Origin of the sequence: Streptomyces sp. DT2A-34 (assembly GCF_030499515.1) — a bacterium.
In the GTDB taxonomy this organism is placed as follows: domain Bacteria; phylum Actinomycetota; class Actinomycetes; order Streptomycetales; family Streptomycetaceae; genus Streptomyces.
The window spans coordinates 7,371,030-7,385,305 of the sequence record NZ_JASTWJ010000001.1; the positions used below are offsets into that span (position 1 = coordinate 7,371,030).

14 protein-coding genes and 1 pseudogene are annotated in these 14,276 nt (G+C 72.1%); 10 read left to right on the forward strand and 5 right to left on the reverse strand.

The window, feature by feature from the left end; all coding sequences use genetic code 11:
* Positions 1–278: 278 nt before the first annotated feature.
* Both QQM39_RS32895 and QQM39_RS46305 read left to right on the forward strand, forming a co-directional pair.
* The gene (locus tag QQM39_RS32895) at positions 279–1,781 is read left to right on the forward strand and encodes a triacylglycerol lipase (protein ID WP_302001187.1); all 1,503 of its coding nucleotides are present in this window, start codon (positions 279–281) and stop codon (positions 1,779–1,781) included.
* Between the two features lie 59 nt (positions 1,782–1,840).
* Positions 1,841–2,131 (forward strand): hypothetical protein, encoded by a 291-nt coding sequence (locus QQM39_RS46305; RefSeq protein ID WP_367669718.1) that lies wholly within the window; start codon positions 1,841–1,843, stop codon positions 2,129–2,131.
* Positions 2,132–2,233: 102 nt separating this feature from the next.
* Here QQM39_RS46305 and QQM39_RS32905 read toward each other — a convergent pair whose 3' ends face one another.
* A complete protein-coding gene (locus QQM39_RS32905; protein WP_302001188.1) occupies positions 2,234–2,584 on the reverse strand; it encodes a MazG-like family protein in 351 nt (116 codons plus the stop codon).
* 33 nt (positions 2,585–2,617) lie between these two features.
* Positions 2,618–2,908, reverse strand: coding sequence for a hypothetical protein (locus QQM39_RS32910; protein WP_302001189.1), 291 nt, complete (start codon positions 2,906–2,908; stop codon positions 2,618–2,620).
* 131 nt (positions 2,909–3,039) lie between these two features.
* On the opposite strand from QQM39_RS32910, the gene QQM39_RS32915 reads away from it, so the two are divergent.
* Positions 3,040–3,588, forward strand: a complete 549-nt coding sequence (locus QQM39_RS32915; RefSeq protein WP_302001191.1) for a YciI family protein — start codon at positions 3,040–3,042, stop codon at positions 3,586–3,588.
* 44 nt (positions 3,589–3,632) lie between these two features.
* On the opposite strand, the gene QQM39_RS32920 is transcribed toward QQM39_RS32915, so the two are convergent.
* The gene (locus QQM39_RS32920) at positions 3,633–4,199 is read right to left on the reverse strand and encodes a DoxX family membrane protein (RefSeq protein WP_302001193.1); all 567 of its coding nucleotides are present in this window, start codon (positions 4,197–4,199) and stop codon (positions 3,633–3,635) included.
* 133 nt (positions 4,200–4,332) lie between these two features.
* On the opposite strand from QQM39_RS32920, the gene QQM39_RS32925 reads away from it, so the two are divergent.
* Positions 4,333–4,659: a nuclear transport factor 2 family protein gene (locus QQM39_RS32925; protein ID WP_302001195.1), complete on the forward strand. Its 327-nt coding sequence runs from the start codon at positions 4,333–4,335 to the stop codon at positions 4,657–4,659.
* A 255-nt stretch (positions 4,660–4,914) separates the two neighbouring features.
* Here the strand turns inward: QQM39_RS32925 and QQM39_RS32930 are convergent, their stop codons facing one another.
* Positions 4,915–5,691 (reverse strand): SDR family oxidoreductase, encoded by a 777-nt coding sequence (locus tag QQM39_RS32930; protein WP_302001196.1) that lies wholly within the window; start codon positions 5,689–5,691, stop codon positions 4,915–4,917.
* A 134-nt stretch (positions 5,692–5,825) separates the two neighbouring features.
* Here QQM39_RS32930 and QQM39_RS32935 point away from each other — a divergent pair, with 134 nt between their 5' ends.
* Entirely contained in the window at positions 5,826–7,466 is a 1,641-nt protein-coding gene (locus QQM39_RS32935; protein ID WP_302001197.1) for an alkaline phosphatase, read from the forward strand.
* Here QQM39_RS32935 and QQM39_RS32940 read toward each other — a convergent pair.
* Positions 7,453–8,499, reverse strand: a complete 1,047-nt coding sequence (locus QQM39_RS32940; RefSeq protein WP_302001198.1) for a Gfo/Idh/MocA family protein — start codon at positions 8,497–8,499, stop codon at positions 7,453–7,455. The genes QQM39_RS32935 and QQM39_RS32940 overlap by 14 nt on opposite strands.
* A gap of 88 nt (positions 8,500–8,587) precedes the next feature.
* Between QQM39_RS32940 and QQM39_RS32945 the strand changes: the two are divergent.
* From QQM39_RS32945 to QQM39_RS32965, 5 genes and pseudogenes are all read left to right on the forward strand, one after another.
* Positions 8,588–9,900 (forward strand): annotated as a pseudogene (locus QQM39_RS32945) (multidrug effflux MFS transporter).
* Positions 9,852–11,027: a serine hydrolase gene (locus QQM39_RS32950; protein ID WP_302001199.1), complete on the forward strand. Its 1,176-nt coding sequence runs from the start codon at positions 9,852–9,854 to the stop codon at positions 11,025–11,027. The pseudogene QQM39_RS32945 and the gene QQM39_RS32950 overlap by 49 nt, the downstream one beginning before the upstream one ends.
* Positions 11,028–11,235: 208 nt before the next feature.
* On the forward strand, positions 11,236–12,231 hold the full coding sequence (locus tag QQM39_RS32955) for a small ribosomal subunit Rsm22 family protein (protein WP_302001200.1): 996 nt from the start codon (positions 11,236–11,238) through the stop codon (positions 12,229–12,231).
* Between the two features lie 495 nt (positions 12,232–12,726).
* Positions 12,727–13,341 carry a TetR/AcrR family transcriptional regulator gene (locus QQM39_RS32960; protein ID WP_302001201.1) on the forward strand — a complete coding sequence of 205 codons (615 nt, stop codon included), beginning with the start codon at positions 12,727–12,729 and terminating at the stop codon, positions 13,339–13,341.
* A 172-nt stretch (positions 13,342–13,513) separates the two neighbouring features.
* Positions 13,514–14,251: a bifunctional DNA primase/polymerase gene (locus tag QQM39_RS32965; protein WP_302001202.1), complete on the forward strand. Its 738-nt coding sequence runs from the start codon at positions 13,514–13,516 to the stop codon at positions 14,249–14,251.
* Positions 14,252–14,276: the final 25 nt, after the last annotated feature.

Below are 14,276 nucleotides of genomic sequence, written 5' to 3' on the forward strand. Positions count from 1 at the left end.
AGATTGCCTCGGCCGCCGGAGTGATGAGGCGGGCGCACCACGGAGAACCGCCGGGCCTTCCCCGTGTCCCACATCCCGTCCTCCTGCCCTCCCTCGTCAACCTCCAGTACGACACGACCGCTCCCCGCCGACCAGGCAACTTGCTCCCCACGGGTGACAGCGCCGTCCCGCACCGTTCGGCCTACTACCGGAGGCCGGACTCCCGGGCTTCCTCTACTCAGGAGGAGTGGGTTCCGCAGGGGAGTGGCCCCCGGTACCCGGTGCTCTGGAGGCATGGCGTGGACGACAACCGCAGACTTCCCCTCGTCTACGTCCGGGGCTTCGCCGGCGGGACCCGAGGGATCGACAAGGCCGTCGACGACCCCTTCTACGGCTTCAACGAGGGCTCCACCCACGTCCGCGTCGGCGCGCACAACCAGCCGCTCTTTCACCAGTTCGAGAGCCCGCTGCTGCGCCTGCTGCGGGAGGAGGGCTACGAACTGCTCGTCAAGGGGAGCCAGGAGGCCTACCTCGTGGGCCACGCGGAGGTTCCCGCCAACACCATCTGGATCCACCGCTTCTACGACCGCTCGGCGACGACCTGGGGCGGCAGCCCCCGCGAGTACCAGCTGGAGCACGCCGCCGCCGACCTGCTCGACCTGATCGACCGGCTGCGGGAGAAGAGCGGGGCCCCCGCCGTGATCCTCGTGGCCCACTCCATGGGCGGACTGATCTGCCGGTGCCTACTGCAGAAGATCCTGCCCGACCGGGGCCGCGCCGCCGCCGACTGTGTCGCGAAGCTCTTCACCTACGGCACCCCGCACGGCGGCATCGGCTTCGACGTCGGCGGCGGATGGGTGGAGCGGATCCGGGACACGCTCGGCATCCAGGGCGCCGACATCTTCGGCCCCCGGCGGATGTACGAGTACCTCACCCCGCAGGCCGACCTGGACCCCGACGGCCCGCCCGCCGACTGGGACGCCCGCGTGATGCCCACGGGGCCGGGGGCGCTTCCCGTCGAGCGGGTCTTCTGCCTGGTGGGGACCAACCCGGCGGACTACGACGTCGCCCTCGGGCTGTCCTCCGCCGCCGTCGGGCCGCACAGCGACGGGCTCGTGCAGATCGAGCGGGCGTATGTCCCCGGCGCCCACCGGGCCTTCGTGCACCGCAGCCACAGCGGGCGCTACGGGATGGTCAACTCCGAGGAGGGCTACCAGAACCTGCGGCGGTTCCTGTTCGGCGACACCCGGATCGAGGCGTCGCTGGTCGACTACCGGCTGTCCGACGACGGGGACGTCGTGTGGCAGGCCGAGGCCTCGCTGTCGGTGCGCGGGCTGCCCGTGGTGATGCACGAGCGGCTCGCCGCCCACTGGTGCCCGATCCAGCTCGACGCGGCCCCGGACGGGCAGGAGGCGTCGGTGTCGCTGGCGACGACCTTCCTCAACAGCGGGCTGCGGATGGCGACGGACGAGCCGATGCGGTTCGTCCTCCAACTGCGGCTGATCTCCCTGCGCGAGCGGCACGGCATCCTCCGGCTCGGCGACCACCTGGAGCATTCCGCCGACTTCGCCGACACCCTCGTCATCGACGTGGGCACCCCGGAGGCCGGCCCCGGCATCTGGGCCGCCTGGAACTCGGACATCGAAGGCGCCATCCGCGACCACCGCGTCGCCGGAGAGCCCCGGGTCGACGAGGACCCCACCCCCGCTCGCTGGGTCGCGCACATCGAACTGCCCACCACCGCCGCACCGCTCGTCGGCCGCGACGCGCGGATCCGGCTCGTCGCCACGCCCTGGACCTGACGCGGTGAGGGGCCACCCGCGCTTCCTCGCCTCAGGCAATCCGCGGTTACAGTGACCGTATGCCGAAGCCGCCGTCGACCGACGCGGTACCGGATGTCCTCGTGCCGCCCGATCTGCTCCTTGGACAGCACGCGTTCGGCGTTCACCAGCAGGCAGCGCAGCAGGCGGTACTCCGCGGGGGCGAGTTCGATGGTGCGCTCACCGCGCCGCGCCCGGCGGGTGGCCTGGTCCAGCACGAGGTCGCCGTAGCGCAGTGCGCCGTCCCATCCGGCGGGCTCCGCGCTCCGTACCAACTGCCGTGCGCGGGCGAGGACTTCGGCGACTCTGCCCGACGCCGCGCCGCCCGCTAGATCACCGGTTCGCGGGTCTGGCGGCCCGGCCGGACGGTGCGCTGCTGCTGTCGGCGAACGGGGAGGGGACGGTGCTGAGGCTTGAGCCCCGTCAGACAGGCCCTAGGATTCGGAACCCAGCGAGCGCTCCTTCACGCGGGCCAGATGCCGGGTGAAGACCTCGCGGGTGTCGGGGGTCAGTGTGCGCAGGGCGACGAGTGCGGTGATCACCACGTCGCACAACTCGCCCTGCACGTCCTCCCAGCTGTGCGAGACGCCCTTGCGCGGGTTCTGCCCCGTCGCCCCGATCACCGCCTCGGCGACCTCGCCGACCTCCTCCGACAGCTTCAGCATCCGCAGCAGCATGCCCTCCTTGCCGCCGGCCGGCTGGTTGGTGTCGAGCCAGGTCCACAGGTCGTCGATGGATGCCCACAGGTCGGCGGAGGCGTCGGAAGGGGCGGCCTGATCAGTCATGCGGGCAGCTTGGCACGGAGCCACCTACCCGGGTCAGGTAGGAAAGTTCTCACTGCCGAAGAGCAACGAGCCTATGGCCCACAGAATCACGAGCACGCTCAAGTACTGGATGGGGATCGAGTAGAGAGTGTGCCGGTTACGAGGGAGGTATTCGTTGGTCTCGATGTAGAGCACATCCCGGTTCATGTACGTGCCGATGAACCAGAGGAGTACGCCGCCGACGATCATTCCGACGGCCTCACCTGCTGCACCCCACGCGCCACCGATGCCCGTCGGGAAGACAACCACGGGGAAGGCCACCAGCCCCCAGCCAGTCCACCACATCGAATGCCCCTTGAACGACCTCGGCTCTCCGCTGCGGTTCGGTCCGCCCACGCATGGTGGAGCACCAACGTCGGGACCGCTCCCGGAAAGTCCGTTGAGATGCCGCCGCACGTCGGGAAGGGTCTGGTGGCATGGAGTACTTCTGCTACCACCGCGATCGGCCCGGCTCGGTCACCTTGCGCGAGGAGCTGCTCGAAGAGCACTGGTCCTACATGGACCGGTACGCGAAGGAGCTGATCGCCCGCGGCCCCACCTTCGCCGGCGACGGCGAGACGCCCACCGGGAGTGTGCACCTCGTCGACCTGCCCGGTCCCGCCGCCGCCCGCGCGTTCGCCTTCGACGAGCCCAACTACCAGGCGGGCGTGTACCGGGACGTGCTGCTGCGCCGGTGGCGCAATCTGCTGGGACGCACCATGTGGGACTTCCCCGGTGGGCGGACCGGCGGCCACCGGTACCTGGTGCTCGGCCTCGGCGCGGGACAGCCCGCAGACCTCGCGGTGCCGGCCGACCGGGACGAACTGATCGCGTACGGGCCTCTGCTGTCCGACGACGGCGCCGCCTGGCTGGGTACGGCCGCGCTGCTGCGGGCCCCGGACCCGGCCACGGCACGTGGCGTGCTGACCCCGGACCGGTATGCCGACATCGAGGTCCATGACTGGGAGTTCGGCGGGCGGCGGTGAGGAACCCGCCTGCGAACCACCCATGAAACCGCCGGTGAAGCCACCTACTCCCCGAACAGCGCCTCCTGTTCGTCGAAGAGTCCCGCCCCCTCCTCCTTCTCCGCCTCGTCCAGCCTCTTGTTCCGCACCCCCACCACCAGCGCCGTCACCGCGGCCGTCGCCGCCAGTGCCGTAGGAACCATCCAGCCGCGGTCGAGGACATGGCCGAGGGCGTGGTCGAGGGAGAGCCGGCCGGGGCCCGCGATCGCGAGGCCGGTCGCGGCCAGGGCGAGGGTGGCCGCGTACTCGTAGCCGCCCTCCTGGTTGAAGAAGCCGTTCGGGGCGTGCACCGCGGACGCCCCCGCCATCGCACCGGCCGCCGCCGCACCCGCCCCGGGCGTCGCGAGCCCCAGCGCCAGCAGCGTGCCGCCACCGGTCTCCGCGAGGCCCGCCGCCGTCGCGCTCGCCCTGCCCGGCCGGTAGCCGACCGACTCCATGAACTGGCCGGTCCCCTCGATGCCGTGTCCGCCGAACCAGCCGAACAGCTTCTGCGTACCGTGCGCGGCCAGCACTCCGCCGGCGCCCAGCCGGAGCAACAGCAGGCCCAGATCACGTCGGTCGTAAGCACTCACAGTGACTCCCGGAACAGACAGCAGGAACAGGACCCCTCCCGCGTATCCACCGTCGCACCGACGACACCCGGTCGGCCTGTCCGCGCCGCCGTTCGGGTGGCGGGTCGGCGGGGCCGGTGTGAGGCTGACCGCTATGACGATTCAGACGTCCAAACTCAGCGACCCCGCCGTCCGCGCCTTCGTCACCGCCGTCAACGCCCACGACCGCGAGGGCTTCCTGACCATCCTCGCGCCCGGCGCGACCATGGCGGACGACGGCACCGACCGCGACCTCGCCGACTGGATCGACCGGGAGATCTTCTCCTCCAACGGCCACATGGAGGTCGACAAGGAGTCCAACCACGGCCGCGACCTCCTCACCCACTACCGCAACGACACCTGGGGCGAGATGCGCACGCGGTGGCACTTCGAGGTCGAGGACGACGGCAGGATCTCCCGCTTCGAGACCGGGCAGGCCTAGCCGACCTCGGTCACTGAGCACCCTCACCGTAAGGACTGTGCGGCAGCCGTTCCACGCACCGGTGCGTACCTCGCGGTCCCACGCGAGGCCCACCCCCACCCGGTGTCATGGAACGGCTGCCGCATCCCCCCTCGGAGTGGCCGGCGGAAGACTTGTGCGCCAAGTGTGAAGCTCTTGTGGAGGAGAGTCGAGCATATGCTCCTCACCGGTCGCAACGCAGCGGACGGCCAAATTCCGTTTGTATAGGTTGACCGTTCAGCCACGCCCCACATACGGCATCGCCGTCGCCAGCACCGTCGCGAACTGCACATTCGCCGCCAGCGGCAGCTCCGCCATGTGCCGCACCGTCCGCGCCACGTCGGCGACATCCATCACGGGCTCGGGCACCACCGACCCGTCGGCCTGCAGGGCGCCCGTCTGCATCCGCGCGGTCATGTCGGTCGCCGCGTTGCCGATGTCGATCTGGCCGACGGCGATGTCGTACGGCCGCCCGTCCAGCGACAGCGACTTGGTCAGTCCGGTCAGCGCGTGCTTGGTCGCCGTGTAGGCCACCGAGTGCGGGCGGGGCGTGTGTGCCGAGATGGACCCGTTGTTGATGATCCGGCCGCCCCGCGGGGCCTGCTCCTTCATCTGCCGGTACGCCGCCTGCGCGCACAGGAACGCCCCGTTGAGGTTGGTGTCCACCACATGCCGCCAGGCGTCGTACGACAGCTCCTCGACCGGCACCCCGCCCGGCCCGAACGTCCCCGCGTTGTTGAACAGCAGGTCCACCCGCCCGAACCGCTCCACCGCGGCGGCGAACAGCGCGGCCACGTCCTCCGGCCGTGACACGTCCGTCCGTACGGCGAGAGAGGCGCTGCCGGGCACCAGCCCCGCCGTCTCCTCCAGCGTCTCGACGCGCCGCCCCGCCAGCGCCACCGCCCAGCCCGCGCGCAGCAGTTCCACCGCGACCGCGCGGCCGATGCCGGAGCCCGCCCCGGTCACCACGGCGATCCTCGCGTCCGTCCTCGTCTCCGTTTGCCTGTCGTTCATGGGGCCGCAGGTTACGTGAGGGTCCGCCATCCGGAACTCATTCATCCGCCATCCGGGTGTTGTGTACGCGCCAAGAGAGTGTCGTCCCCGGCCACTCCAATGCCTCATGCATCCATCAGGCAGGGGAGGACCGGATGACCATCACCAGACACGCGCCCCAGCACGCCCCCGATCTGCGCGCGGCCGCCCGCCACATCGGCCGCCGCAGCTTCCTGACCGTCACCGCCGCGGCCGCCGCGCTCGCTTTCGCCGTGAACCTGCCGGTCGCGGGTGCGGCGAGCGCCGCCGAGCTCGACGCCCGCCGGATCGACGACGACCCCTTCACCCTCGGCGTCGCCTCCGGCGACCCGCGGCCCGGCTCCGTCCTGCTGTGGACCCGCCTGGCCCCCGCCCCGTACGAGCCCGACGGCGGACTGCCCGCCGAACGGGTCACCGTCCACTGGGAGCTGGCGCACGACGAGAAGTTCAGCCGGATCGCCCGACGCGGCACCGCCTTCGCGCACCCCGAGTTCCACCACACGGTCCATGTCGAGGTCGGCCAACTCGACGCGGGCCGCGTGTACTACTACCGCTTCCGCACCGGCACCTGGATCAGCGAGACGGGCCGCACCCGCACCGCGCCCGAGACGACCGGCACGGCGAGCTCGCTGACCCTCGCGGCCGTCTCCTGCCAGGCGTACGCCGACGGCTACTTCACGCCCTACCGCCATCTCGCGCAGGACGACGTGGACGTCGTCTTCCACCTCGGCGACTACCTGTACGAGTACGCGGTCAACTCCGTCGGCGGCTACCGCAACTACACCGACCGCGCGCTCCCCGCCCTCTTCAACCGCGAGACGGTGACCCTGGAGGACTACCGCCTGCGCTACGCCCTCTTCAAGTCCGACCCCGACCTCAGGGCCGCGCACGCCGCCCACCCCTTCGTCGTCACCTGGGACGACCACGAGACCGAGAACAACTACGCCGACGACACCCCCGAGAACAGCGTCCCGCCGGAGGAGTTCCTGCTGCGCCGGGCCTCCGCCTACCGCGCCTACTGGGAGAACCAGCCCCTGCGCAGCCCGCAGCAGCCCACCGGCCCCGACATGCGGCTCTACCGGCGCCTGCACTGGGGCCGGCTCGCCCAGTTCGACGTGCTGGACACCCGGCAGTACCGCTCCAACCAGGCGTACGGCGACGGCGCCCAGATCCCCGGCCCCGACGTCGACGACCCGGCGCGCACCATGACCGGAGCGACGCAGGAGCGGTGGCTGCTGGACGGGTGGCACGCGTCGAAGGCGCTGTGGAACGTCGTACCGCAGCAGGTCACCTTCTCCCAGCGGAAGTTCGACCTCACCGCGCCCTCACGGGTGTCGATGGACGCCTGGGACGGCTACCGCGCCTCCCGCCGCCGCGTACTGGACGGGGCGAAGGCCGCCGGCATCGAGAACCTGATGGTGCTCACCGGCGACGTCCACGTCGGGTACGGCTTCGACATCAAGGACGACTTCGACGACCCCGACTCCGCCACGCTCGGCACGGAGATCGTGGCCACGTCGGTCGCGAGCGGCCGGGACGGCGTCGACAAGCCCGCCAACTGGGACACGTACATGCAGGCCAACCCGCACATGAAGTTCTACAACGGGCGGCGCGGCTATGTGACCGTCGCGCTGGGGGAGGAGCAGGCGCGGGCCGACTTCAAGACGGTGCCGTACGTGACCACGCCCGGGGCACCGGTCACGACGGCCGCGTCCTTCGTCACGGAGGTGGGGGAGCCGGGGCTCACGCCGGTGTGAGCGCGGGCGCGAGGTCCTCGCCGGAATCCTCGTCGGCCGCCTCGCCCGGGTAGCGGACGCCGATGCGGCCCCGGACCGCGTCGAGCGTCCGCATCACGGCCAGCGTGCCGTCGAGCGGGACCAGCGGCGACTCGGTCTCGCCGGCGCGCAGGGCCCGCATCACCTCGGCGGCCTCGTGCCGCAGGCTGTTGCGGGGCCCGTCGGCCGGGTCGGCCGTGAACTCCTCGGGGTCACGGCCGTCGCGGTGCAGGACGAAGCGGTCCGGGAAGAAGAAGCCGCTCGGCACGTCGATCCGGCCGCCCGAGCCGGTGACCGACGCGGCGGTCGCCGTACCGCCGACGATGGAACAGTGCACCGAGGCGAGGGCGCCGCTGTCCCAGGAGAGCACAGCGCCCGTCTGCAGATCGACGCCCTCCGCCGACAGCATCGCGCGCGCCGCCACGTCCGACGGCTCCCCGAGCAGCAGCTGGGCGAAGGAGACCGGGTACACGCCGAGGTCCAGCAGCGCGCCCCCGCCCTGCGCCGGGTCCCGCAGCCGGTGCGAGGGCGGGAAGGGCCCGGCCAGCCCGAAGTCGGCCTGAACATGGCGCACTTCACCGATCGCGCCGTCGTCCACCAGCGCCTTGAGCCGCCGGATCAGCGGGTTGCAGTACATCCACATGGCTTCCATCAGGAAGCTGCCGCGCGCCTTCGCCAGCGCGACCAGTTCCTCGGCCTCCCGCGCGTTCAGCGTGAACGCCTTCTCGCACAGCACGTTGTGCCCGGCCTCCAGACACAGCCCGGCGGCCGCCCGGTGCGCCGAGTGCGGGGTGGCGACGTACACGACATCGATGTCGCCGTCCTGGGCGAGCGCGTCCCAGTCGCCGTACGCCCGCGGTATCCCGAACCGCTCCGCGAACGCGTCCGCGGAGTCCTGGCTCCGTGAGGCCACCGCCACGACCTCCGCGTCCGGCAGATCGATCAGATCCGCCGTGAACGCGGCGGCGATCCCGCCGGTCGCCAGGATCCCCCACCGCACGCTCTGCTCGGCCATCGCGGCCCCGCCCCTCGCTCATGTGACCCTCGGCACTCTGTACGAGCTGAGAGCATAGAGGGCGGATCACTCGGAGAGGGAGGGGCGCATGGGCGACTGTGAGGGGAAGGCACAGGACGTGCCGCAGTCGGCCATACCGAGCACACGGAAGACAGGGCAGCAGCCCACCGCCACCCGCGCCCTCCGCCGCACCGGCCTCCTCGTCACCCTCGTCCTCGGCGGCCTGACCGCCACGCCCCCGCTGGCGATGGACATGTACCTCCCCGCCCTCCCGGAGGTCACCCGCTCCCTGCGCGCACCCGCCGCGACCGTCCAGCTCACGCTCACCGCCTGCCTGGCCGGCATGGCGCTCGGGTAGCTGGTCGTCGGCCCGATGAGCGACCGATGGGGCCGCAGGCGCCCGCTCCTGGCGGGCCTCGCCGTGTACGTCGTCGCCACCGCACTCTGCGCGCTCGCGCCCACCGTCGAGTCCCTGGTCGCCTTCCGGCTGGCGCAGGGCCTCGCGGGCGCGGCGGCGATAGTGATCGCGCGGGCGGTCGTACGCGACCTCTACGACGGCGTGGCGATGGCCCGCTTCTTCTCGACCCTCATGCTGATCTCGGGCGTCGCCCCGATCGTGGCCCCGCTCATCGGCGGCCAGATCCTGCGGGTGACGGACTGGCGGGGCGTGTTCGTCGTGCTCACGGTGGTGGGGGTGCTGCTCGCCGCCCTCGTCTGGCGGAGGCTCCCCGAGACACTGCCGCCGGAGGACCGGCACAGCGGCGGGGTCGGCGAGGCGCTGCGCGCCATGCGGGCCTGCTCGCCGACCGCACCTTCACCGGGTACACGCTGGCGGGCGGGTTCGCCTTCGCAGCCCTCTTCGCGTACATAGCGGCGTCGCCCTTCGTGATCCAGGAGATCTACGGGGCCTCGCCGCAGACCTTCAGCCTGCTGTTCGGGCTCAACTCGGTCCGGCTTGTGGTCGTCGGCCAGATCAACGGCAAGGTGCTGGTCGGGCGGGTCAGCCTGGACCGGGTGCTGGGCGTGGGCCTGGCGACCGTCACCCTGGCGGCGACGGCACTGCTGCTGATGTCGCTCGGCGTCTTCGGCGAAGTCGGACTGGCCCCCGTGGCCGCCGCTCTCTTCGTCCTGATGTCGGCGATGGGCGTCACCCTCCCCAACACCCAGGCCCTCGCCCTGCTCCGCACCAAGCACGCCGCCGGGTCCGCCTCCGCGCTCCTCGGTACGTCCTCCTTCCTCATCGGCGCGATCGCCTCGCCCCTCGTGGGCATCGCGGGGGAGGACACCGCCGTCCCGATGGCGGTCGTCCAACTGGCCGCAGCACTGGTGGCGCTGGCCTGCTTCATGGGAATGTGCCGTCCCTGGAACGGACGTACGGATGCGGAGGGAGCAGAGAACTGAGCGCGCCGAGACTGCGCGGGGACACGCCGGAAAGGGCCGGACTCGACCCCGAGGAGATCCGTCACCTCGTCCGAGAGGTCCACGACCTCACCACCGGGCCGCGCCCCTGGGCAGCCGGGACCGTACTGGTCGTCGGACGGGGGCCCTACCTCGCCGTCGAGGAGGCGGCCGGCTGGGCGGCGCGGTACGCCGCCTACGACGAGGAGAAGGACGCCGGGGTGGAACTGCCGCCCGACGCACAGGTCCCGATGACCACGGACACCCCCTTCGACCTGGCCTCCCTCACCAAACTCTGCACCGCGGTCGCCGCGGTGCAGCAGATCGAGCGCGGCACGCTCGGCATCGACGCGCGGGTCGGGGCGTATCTGCCGGACTTCCGCGGGGCCGCCCGGCACGACGTCACGGTGCGTCAGCTGCTCACCCACACCTCCGGGCTGCGCCCCGAACTCCCGCTGTACGACTGTGCCGACGACGCCGAGCGGCTGGAGAGGCTGCGGGCGGAAGTGCCTGTCGGGGTGCCCGGCACGTACTGCTACTCGGACCTGAACCTCCTGCTGCTCCAGCACACCCTGGAACGCATCACCAGGCGCACGCTCGACGTCCTGATCCACGACGGCATCACGCGCCCCCTGGGCATGACGGCGACCCACTTCGGCCCCTGCCCCCGGGCGGCGGCGACCGAGGACCAGCGACGTCCCTGGGCCAAGGCGGACCGGGGGATGCTGCGGGGTGCGGTCCACGACGAGAACGCGTGGGCGCTCGGCGGCGTCGCCGGCCACGCGGGCCTGTTCTCGACCGGCCGCGACCTCGCGGTCTTCTGCCGCGCCCTGCTCTCCGGCGGCGCCTACGGCCCCGCGCGCATCCTCGGCCCCGACTTCGTGGAGCTGCTCCTGACCCCGCCGGGGCTGGGCTTCGCCGTCGACCAGCCGTGGTTCATGGGGGAGCTGGCGGGGCGGGGGGCGGCGGGGCACACCGGGTTCACGGGGACGTCGCTGGTGCTGGATCCGGTGACGGACGTGTTCGTGGTGCTGCTGGCGAACACGGTGCATCCGCGGAGGCGGACGCCGGACAGCGGGCCGAGGGCGAGAGCGGGGACGAGGGTGGCACGGGCGGTCCGGGAGCTGTAGCGACACCCTGAACGGGCCTCGTCCTCAAACGCCGGACGGGCTGAGTACGTCAGCTCCTCCGGCGTTTGAGGAGCGGGGGTCCAGGGGGCGGAGCCCCCTGGCCGGGGTCGAAGGGGCGGAGCCCCTTGAGGATGGGACGGGTAGGGGCGGCGGGGGCGAGAAAAGCCGAGGCTCACCCCGACACCGCGCCCCCTCGTAGAATCACCGGGTGAACGCCCCCGTATCTCCGGCAGACGCCCTCCGCAGCAGTCTCGCCACCCTCCTCGACGGCCTCCCGCCCCGCCAGGCCACCCAGGCCGTCGACCGGCTGATCGCCAACTACCGGGGCACCACCCCCACCGACGCCCCCATCCTCCGCGACCGCGCCGACGTCGCCGCCTACGCCGCCTACCGCATGCCCGCCACCTTCGAGGCGGTCCACTCCGCCCTGGAGGCGTTCGCCGAAGCCGTACCGGACTGGACCCCCACCAGCCACACCGACGTCGGCGGCGGCACCGGCGCCGCGACCTGGGCCGCCACAGCCACCTGGCCCGGCAAGCGCAGCGTCACCGTGCTCGACTGGGCCGAGCCCGCCCTCGCCATCGGCCGGGAGATCGCCACCGCCAACCCGGCCCTGAAGGACGCCCACTGGCAGCGCACCCGGATCGGCTCCGCGCTCACCCTCGACCCCACCGACCTCGTCACCGTCTCCTACGTCCTCAACGAGCTCACCGCCCCCGACCGCACCGCCCTCCTCGAAACCGTCGCGTCCGCCGCCCAGGCCGTCGTGATCGTCGAACCCGGCACCCCCGACGGCTACACCCGCGTCATCGAGGCCCGCGACCGCCTGATCGCCGCCGGCTTCCACATCGCCGCCCCGTGCCCGCACAGCGCCGCCTGCCCCATCGCCCCCGGCACGGACTGGTGCCACTTCTCGGCCCGGGTCAGCCGCTCCTCCCTGCACCGCCAGATCAAGGGCGGCTCCCTCGCCTACGAGGACGAGAAGTTCAGCTACGTCGCCGCCACCCGCCTCCCGGTCACCCCGGCCCCGGCCCGCGTCGTACGCAAACCCCAGATCCGCAAGGGCCAGGTACTCCTCGACCTGTGCGAAACCGAGCCCTCCCTGCGCCGCACCACGGTCACCAAACGCCACGGCGACCTCTACAAGGCGGCCCGCGACGCGGCCTGGGGCGACGCCTGGCCGCCGGCGACACAGGACCGGTGACGCTGCCGCCCACCGAGCCCCGTCAGCGCCGGTGGGCAACATCCAGCCCGTCCGGCATCCGAGGCCGAGGCCACACCATCCCCAGCCCCCACCCACCCGTTGGGGGTCTCCGCCTCTCGACGTCGGCCCGCGTGCTTCAGTCGGTCCGGTGTTCGAGGCCGAGGCCACACATCCCTAGCCCCCACCCACCCCTTGGGGGTCTTCACCTCTCGACGTCGGCCCGCGTGCTTCAGTCGGTCCGGTGTTCGAGGAGGAGGCCGCACCATCCCCAGCCGACGCCGGCCCGTGTCCTTCAGCCCGTCCGGCGTTTGAGGACAAGGCCCGTTCAGGGCCGAAGCGGGGGTCTGGGGGCCGCAGGCCTCCAGCGGGGTGGAAGGGGCGGAGCCCCTTCAAGGATGGGACGGGTAGGGGCGGCGGGGGCGAAACTCCCATGGCCGCCCCCCACACACACATGGCGAGACGCTCCGTCTCACCCCCCTTGATACCGTCGGTGCCATGGTCAAGCAGCCCGCACCCAACTCCCCCCGCCGCAGCGAGCGATCCCGTCGAGCCATCTACGACGCCGCCCTCACCCTCGTCGCGGAGGTCGGCTACCCGAGGACCACCATCGAGGGCATCGCCGCCCGCGCAGGCGTCGGCAAGCAGACGATCTACCGGTGGTGGCCGTCGAAGGCGGAGGTGCTGATGGAGGCGTTCCTCGACCTCGCGGAACAGGCCGCGCAGGAAGCCGGCCAGGAGCCGTACGTGATCCCGGACACCGGAGACCTCGCGGCCGACCTGAAGGCCGTACTGCGTCTCACGGTCGACCAGCTGAAGGATCCCCGCTTCACCGCCCCGTCCCGCGCCCTCGCCGCGGAGGGGCTGGTCAACGAGCCGCTCGGCCGGGAGTACGTGGCCAAGCTCCTCGAACCCTCGCTCCAGCTCTACGTCGACCGGCTGCGCTCCGCCCAGGAGGCCGGCCAGGTACGCCCCGACCTCGACCCGCGCATCGCGCTCGAACTCTTCGTCTCGCCGCTGGCCCAGCGCTGGCTCCAGCACACGGGCCCGATCTCGTACGAGTACACCGACACCCTCGTCGACTACGCGCTGCACGGTCTCGCTCCGCGCTGAACTCCCCACGCACCCGGGGGGTAAATCCCGCCAAAGCATCCCATGACCCCTGATCCAGGTGCCGTGTACGCCTCGCCCCACCTACCCCGGTTGTCCGCTACGGCCCCCCGGAGCGCACGATGGTGGGACCATAGGGCATGCTGTTCCGCACGACAGCGAGGCGAGGGGATAGATGAGCGCGGAGTTGGGCGGCCGGACCGGCCTGCGGGGCAGACTCTCCCAGTGGCTGCGCGGACGCCGCCCGAAGGACACCGCCGCGGACGGCGGCGGCCGGGAGGCCCTGCTGGTCGCCGCCGCCGCGACAGGACTGCCGCTCGCGCCCGCCGCACACCCCGCCCCCGGCTACCGATGTTCCTGCGACCGGGTCGGCTGTCCCACCCCCGCCCGGCACCCCGTGTCCTTCGCCTGGCAGACGCAGTCCACCACGGACCGCGCCCAGATCGAGCGCTGGGCCCGCCACCAGCCCGAGGCCAACTTCATCACCGCGACCGGCATGGTGCACGACGTCCTCGACGTACCGGTCGAGGCCGGCCGCGAGGCGCTGGAGCGGCTGCTCGCCTCCGGCATCGAGGTCGGCCCGGTCGCCGAGAGCGACGACGACCGGCTGCTGTTCTTCACCCTCACCCGCGGCACCCCCGAGGAGGAGGACGAGTGGTGGCCCTGCGAGCTGGACTGCCACCCCGAGACCATGGACGAACACCCCGGACTGCGCTGGCACTGCCGCGGGTCCTACGTCCTCGTACCGCCCGCGCGGCTGCCCGGCGACGGCCAGACCGTGCACTGGGTGCGCGGGCTCGAACACCCGCTGCCCGACCCGCTGACCCTGCTGGAAACCCTCACCGACGCCTGCGCCCGCTACGCCGGGCAGGAGCCCGACCACGTCTCCGCGGCCTGGCCCCTGCGCCACTGAGGTGCCACTGAGGCGCCGCAGCGGG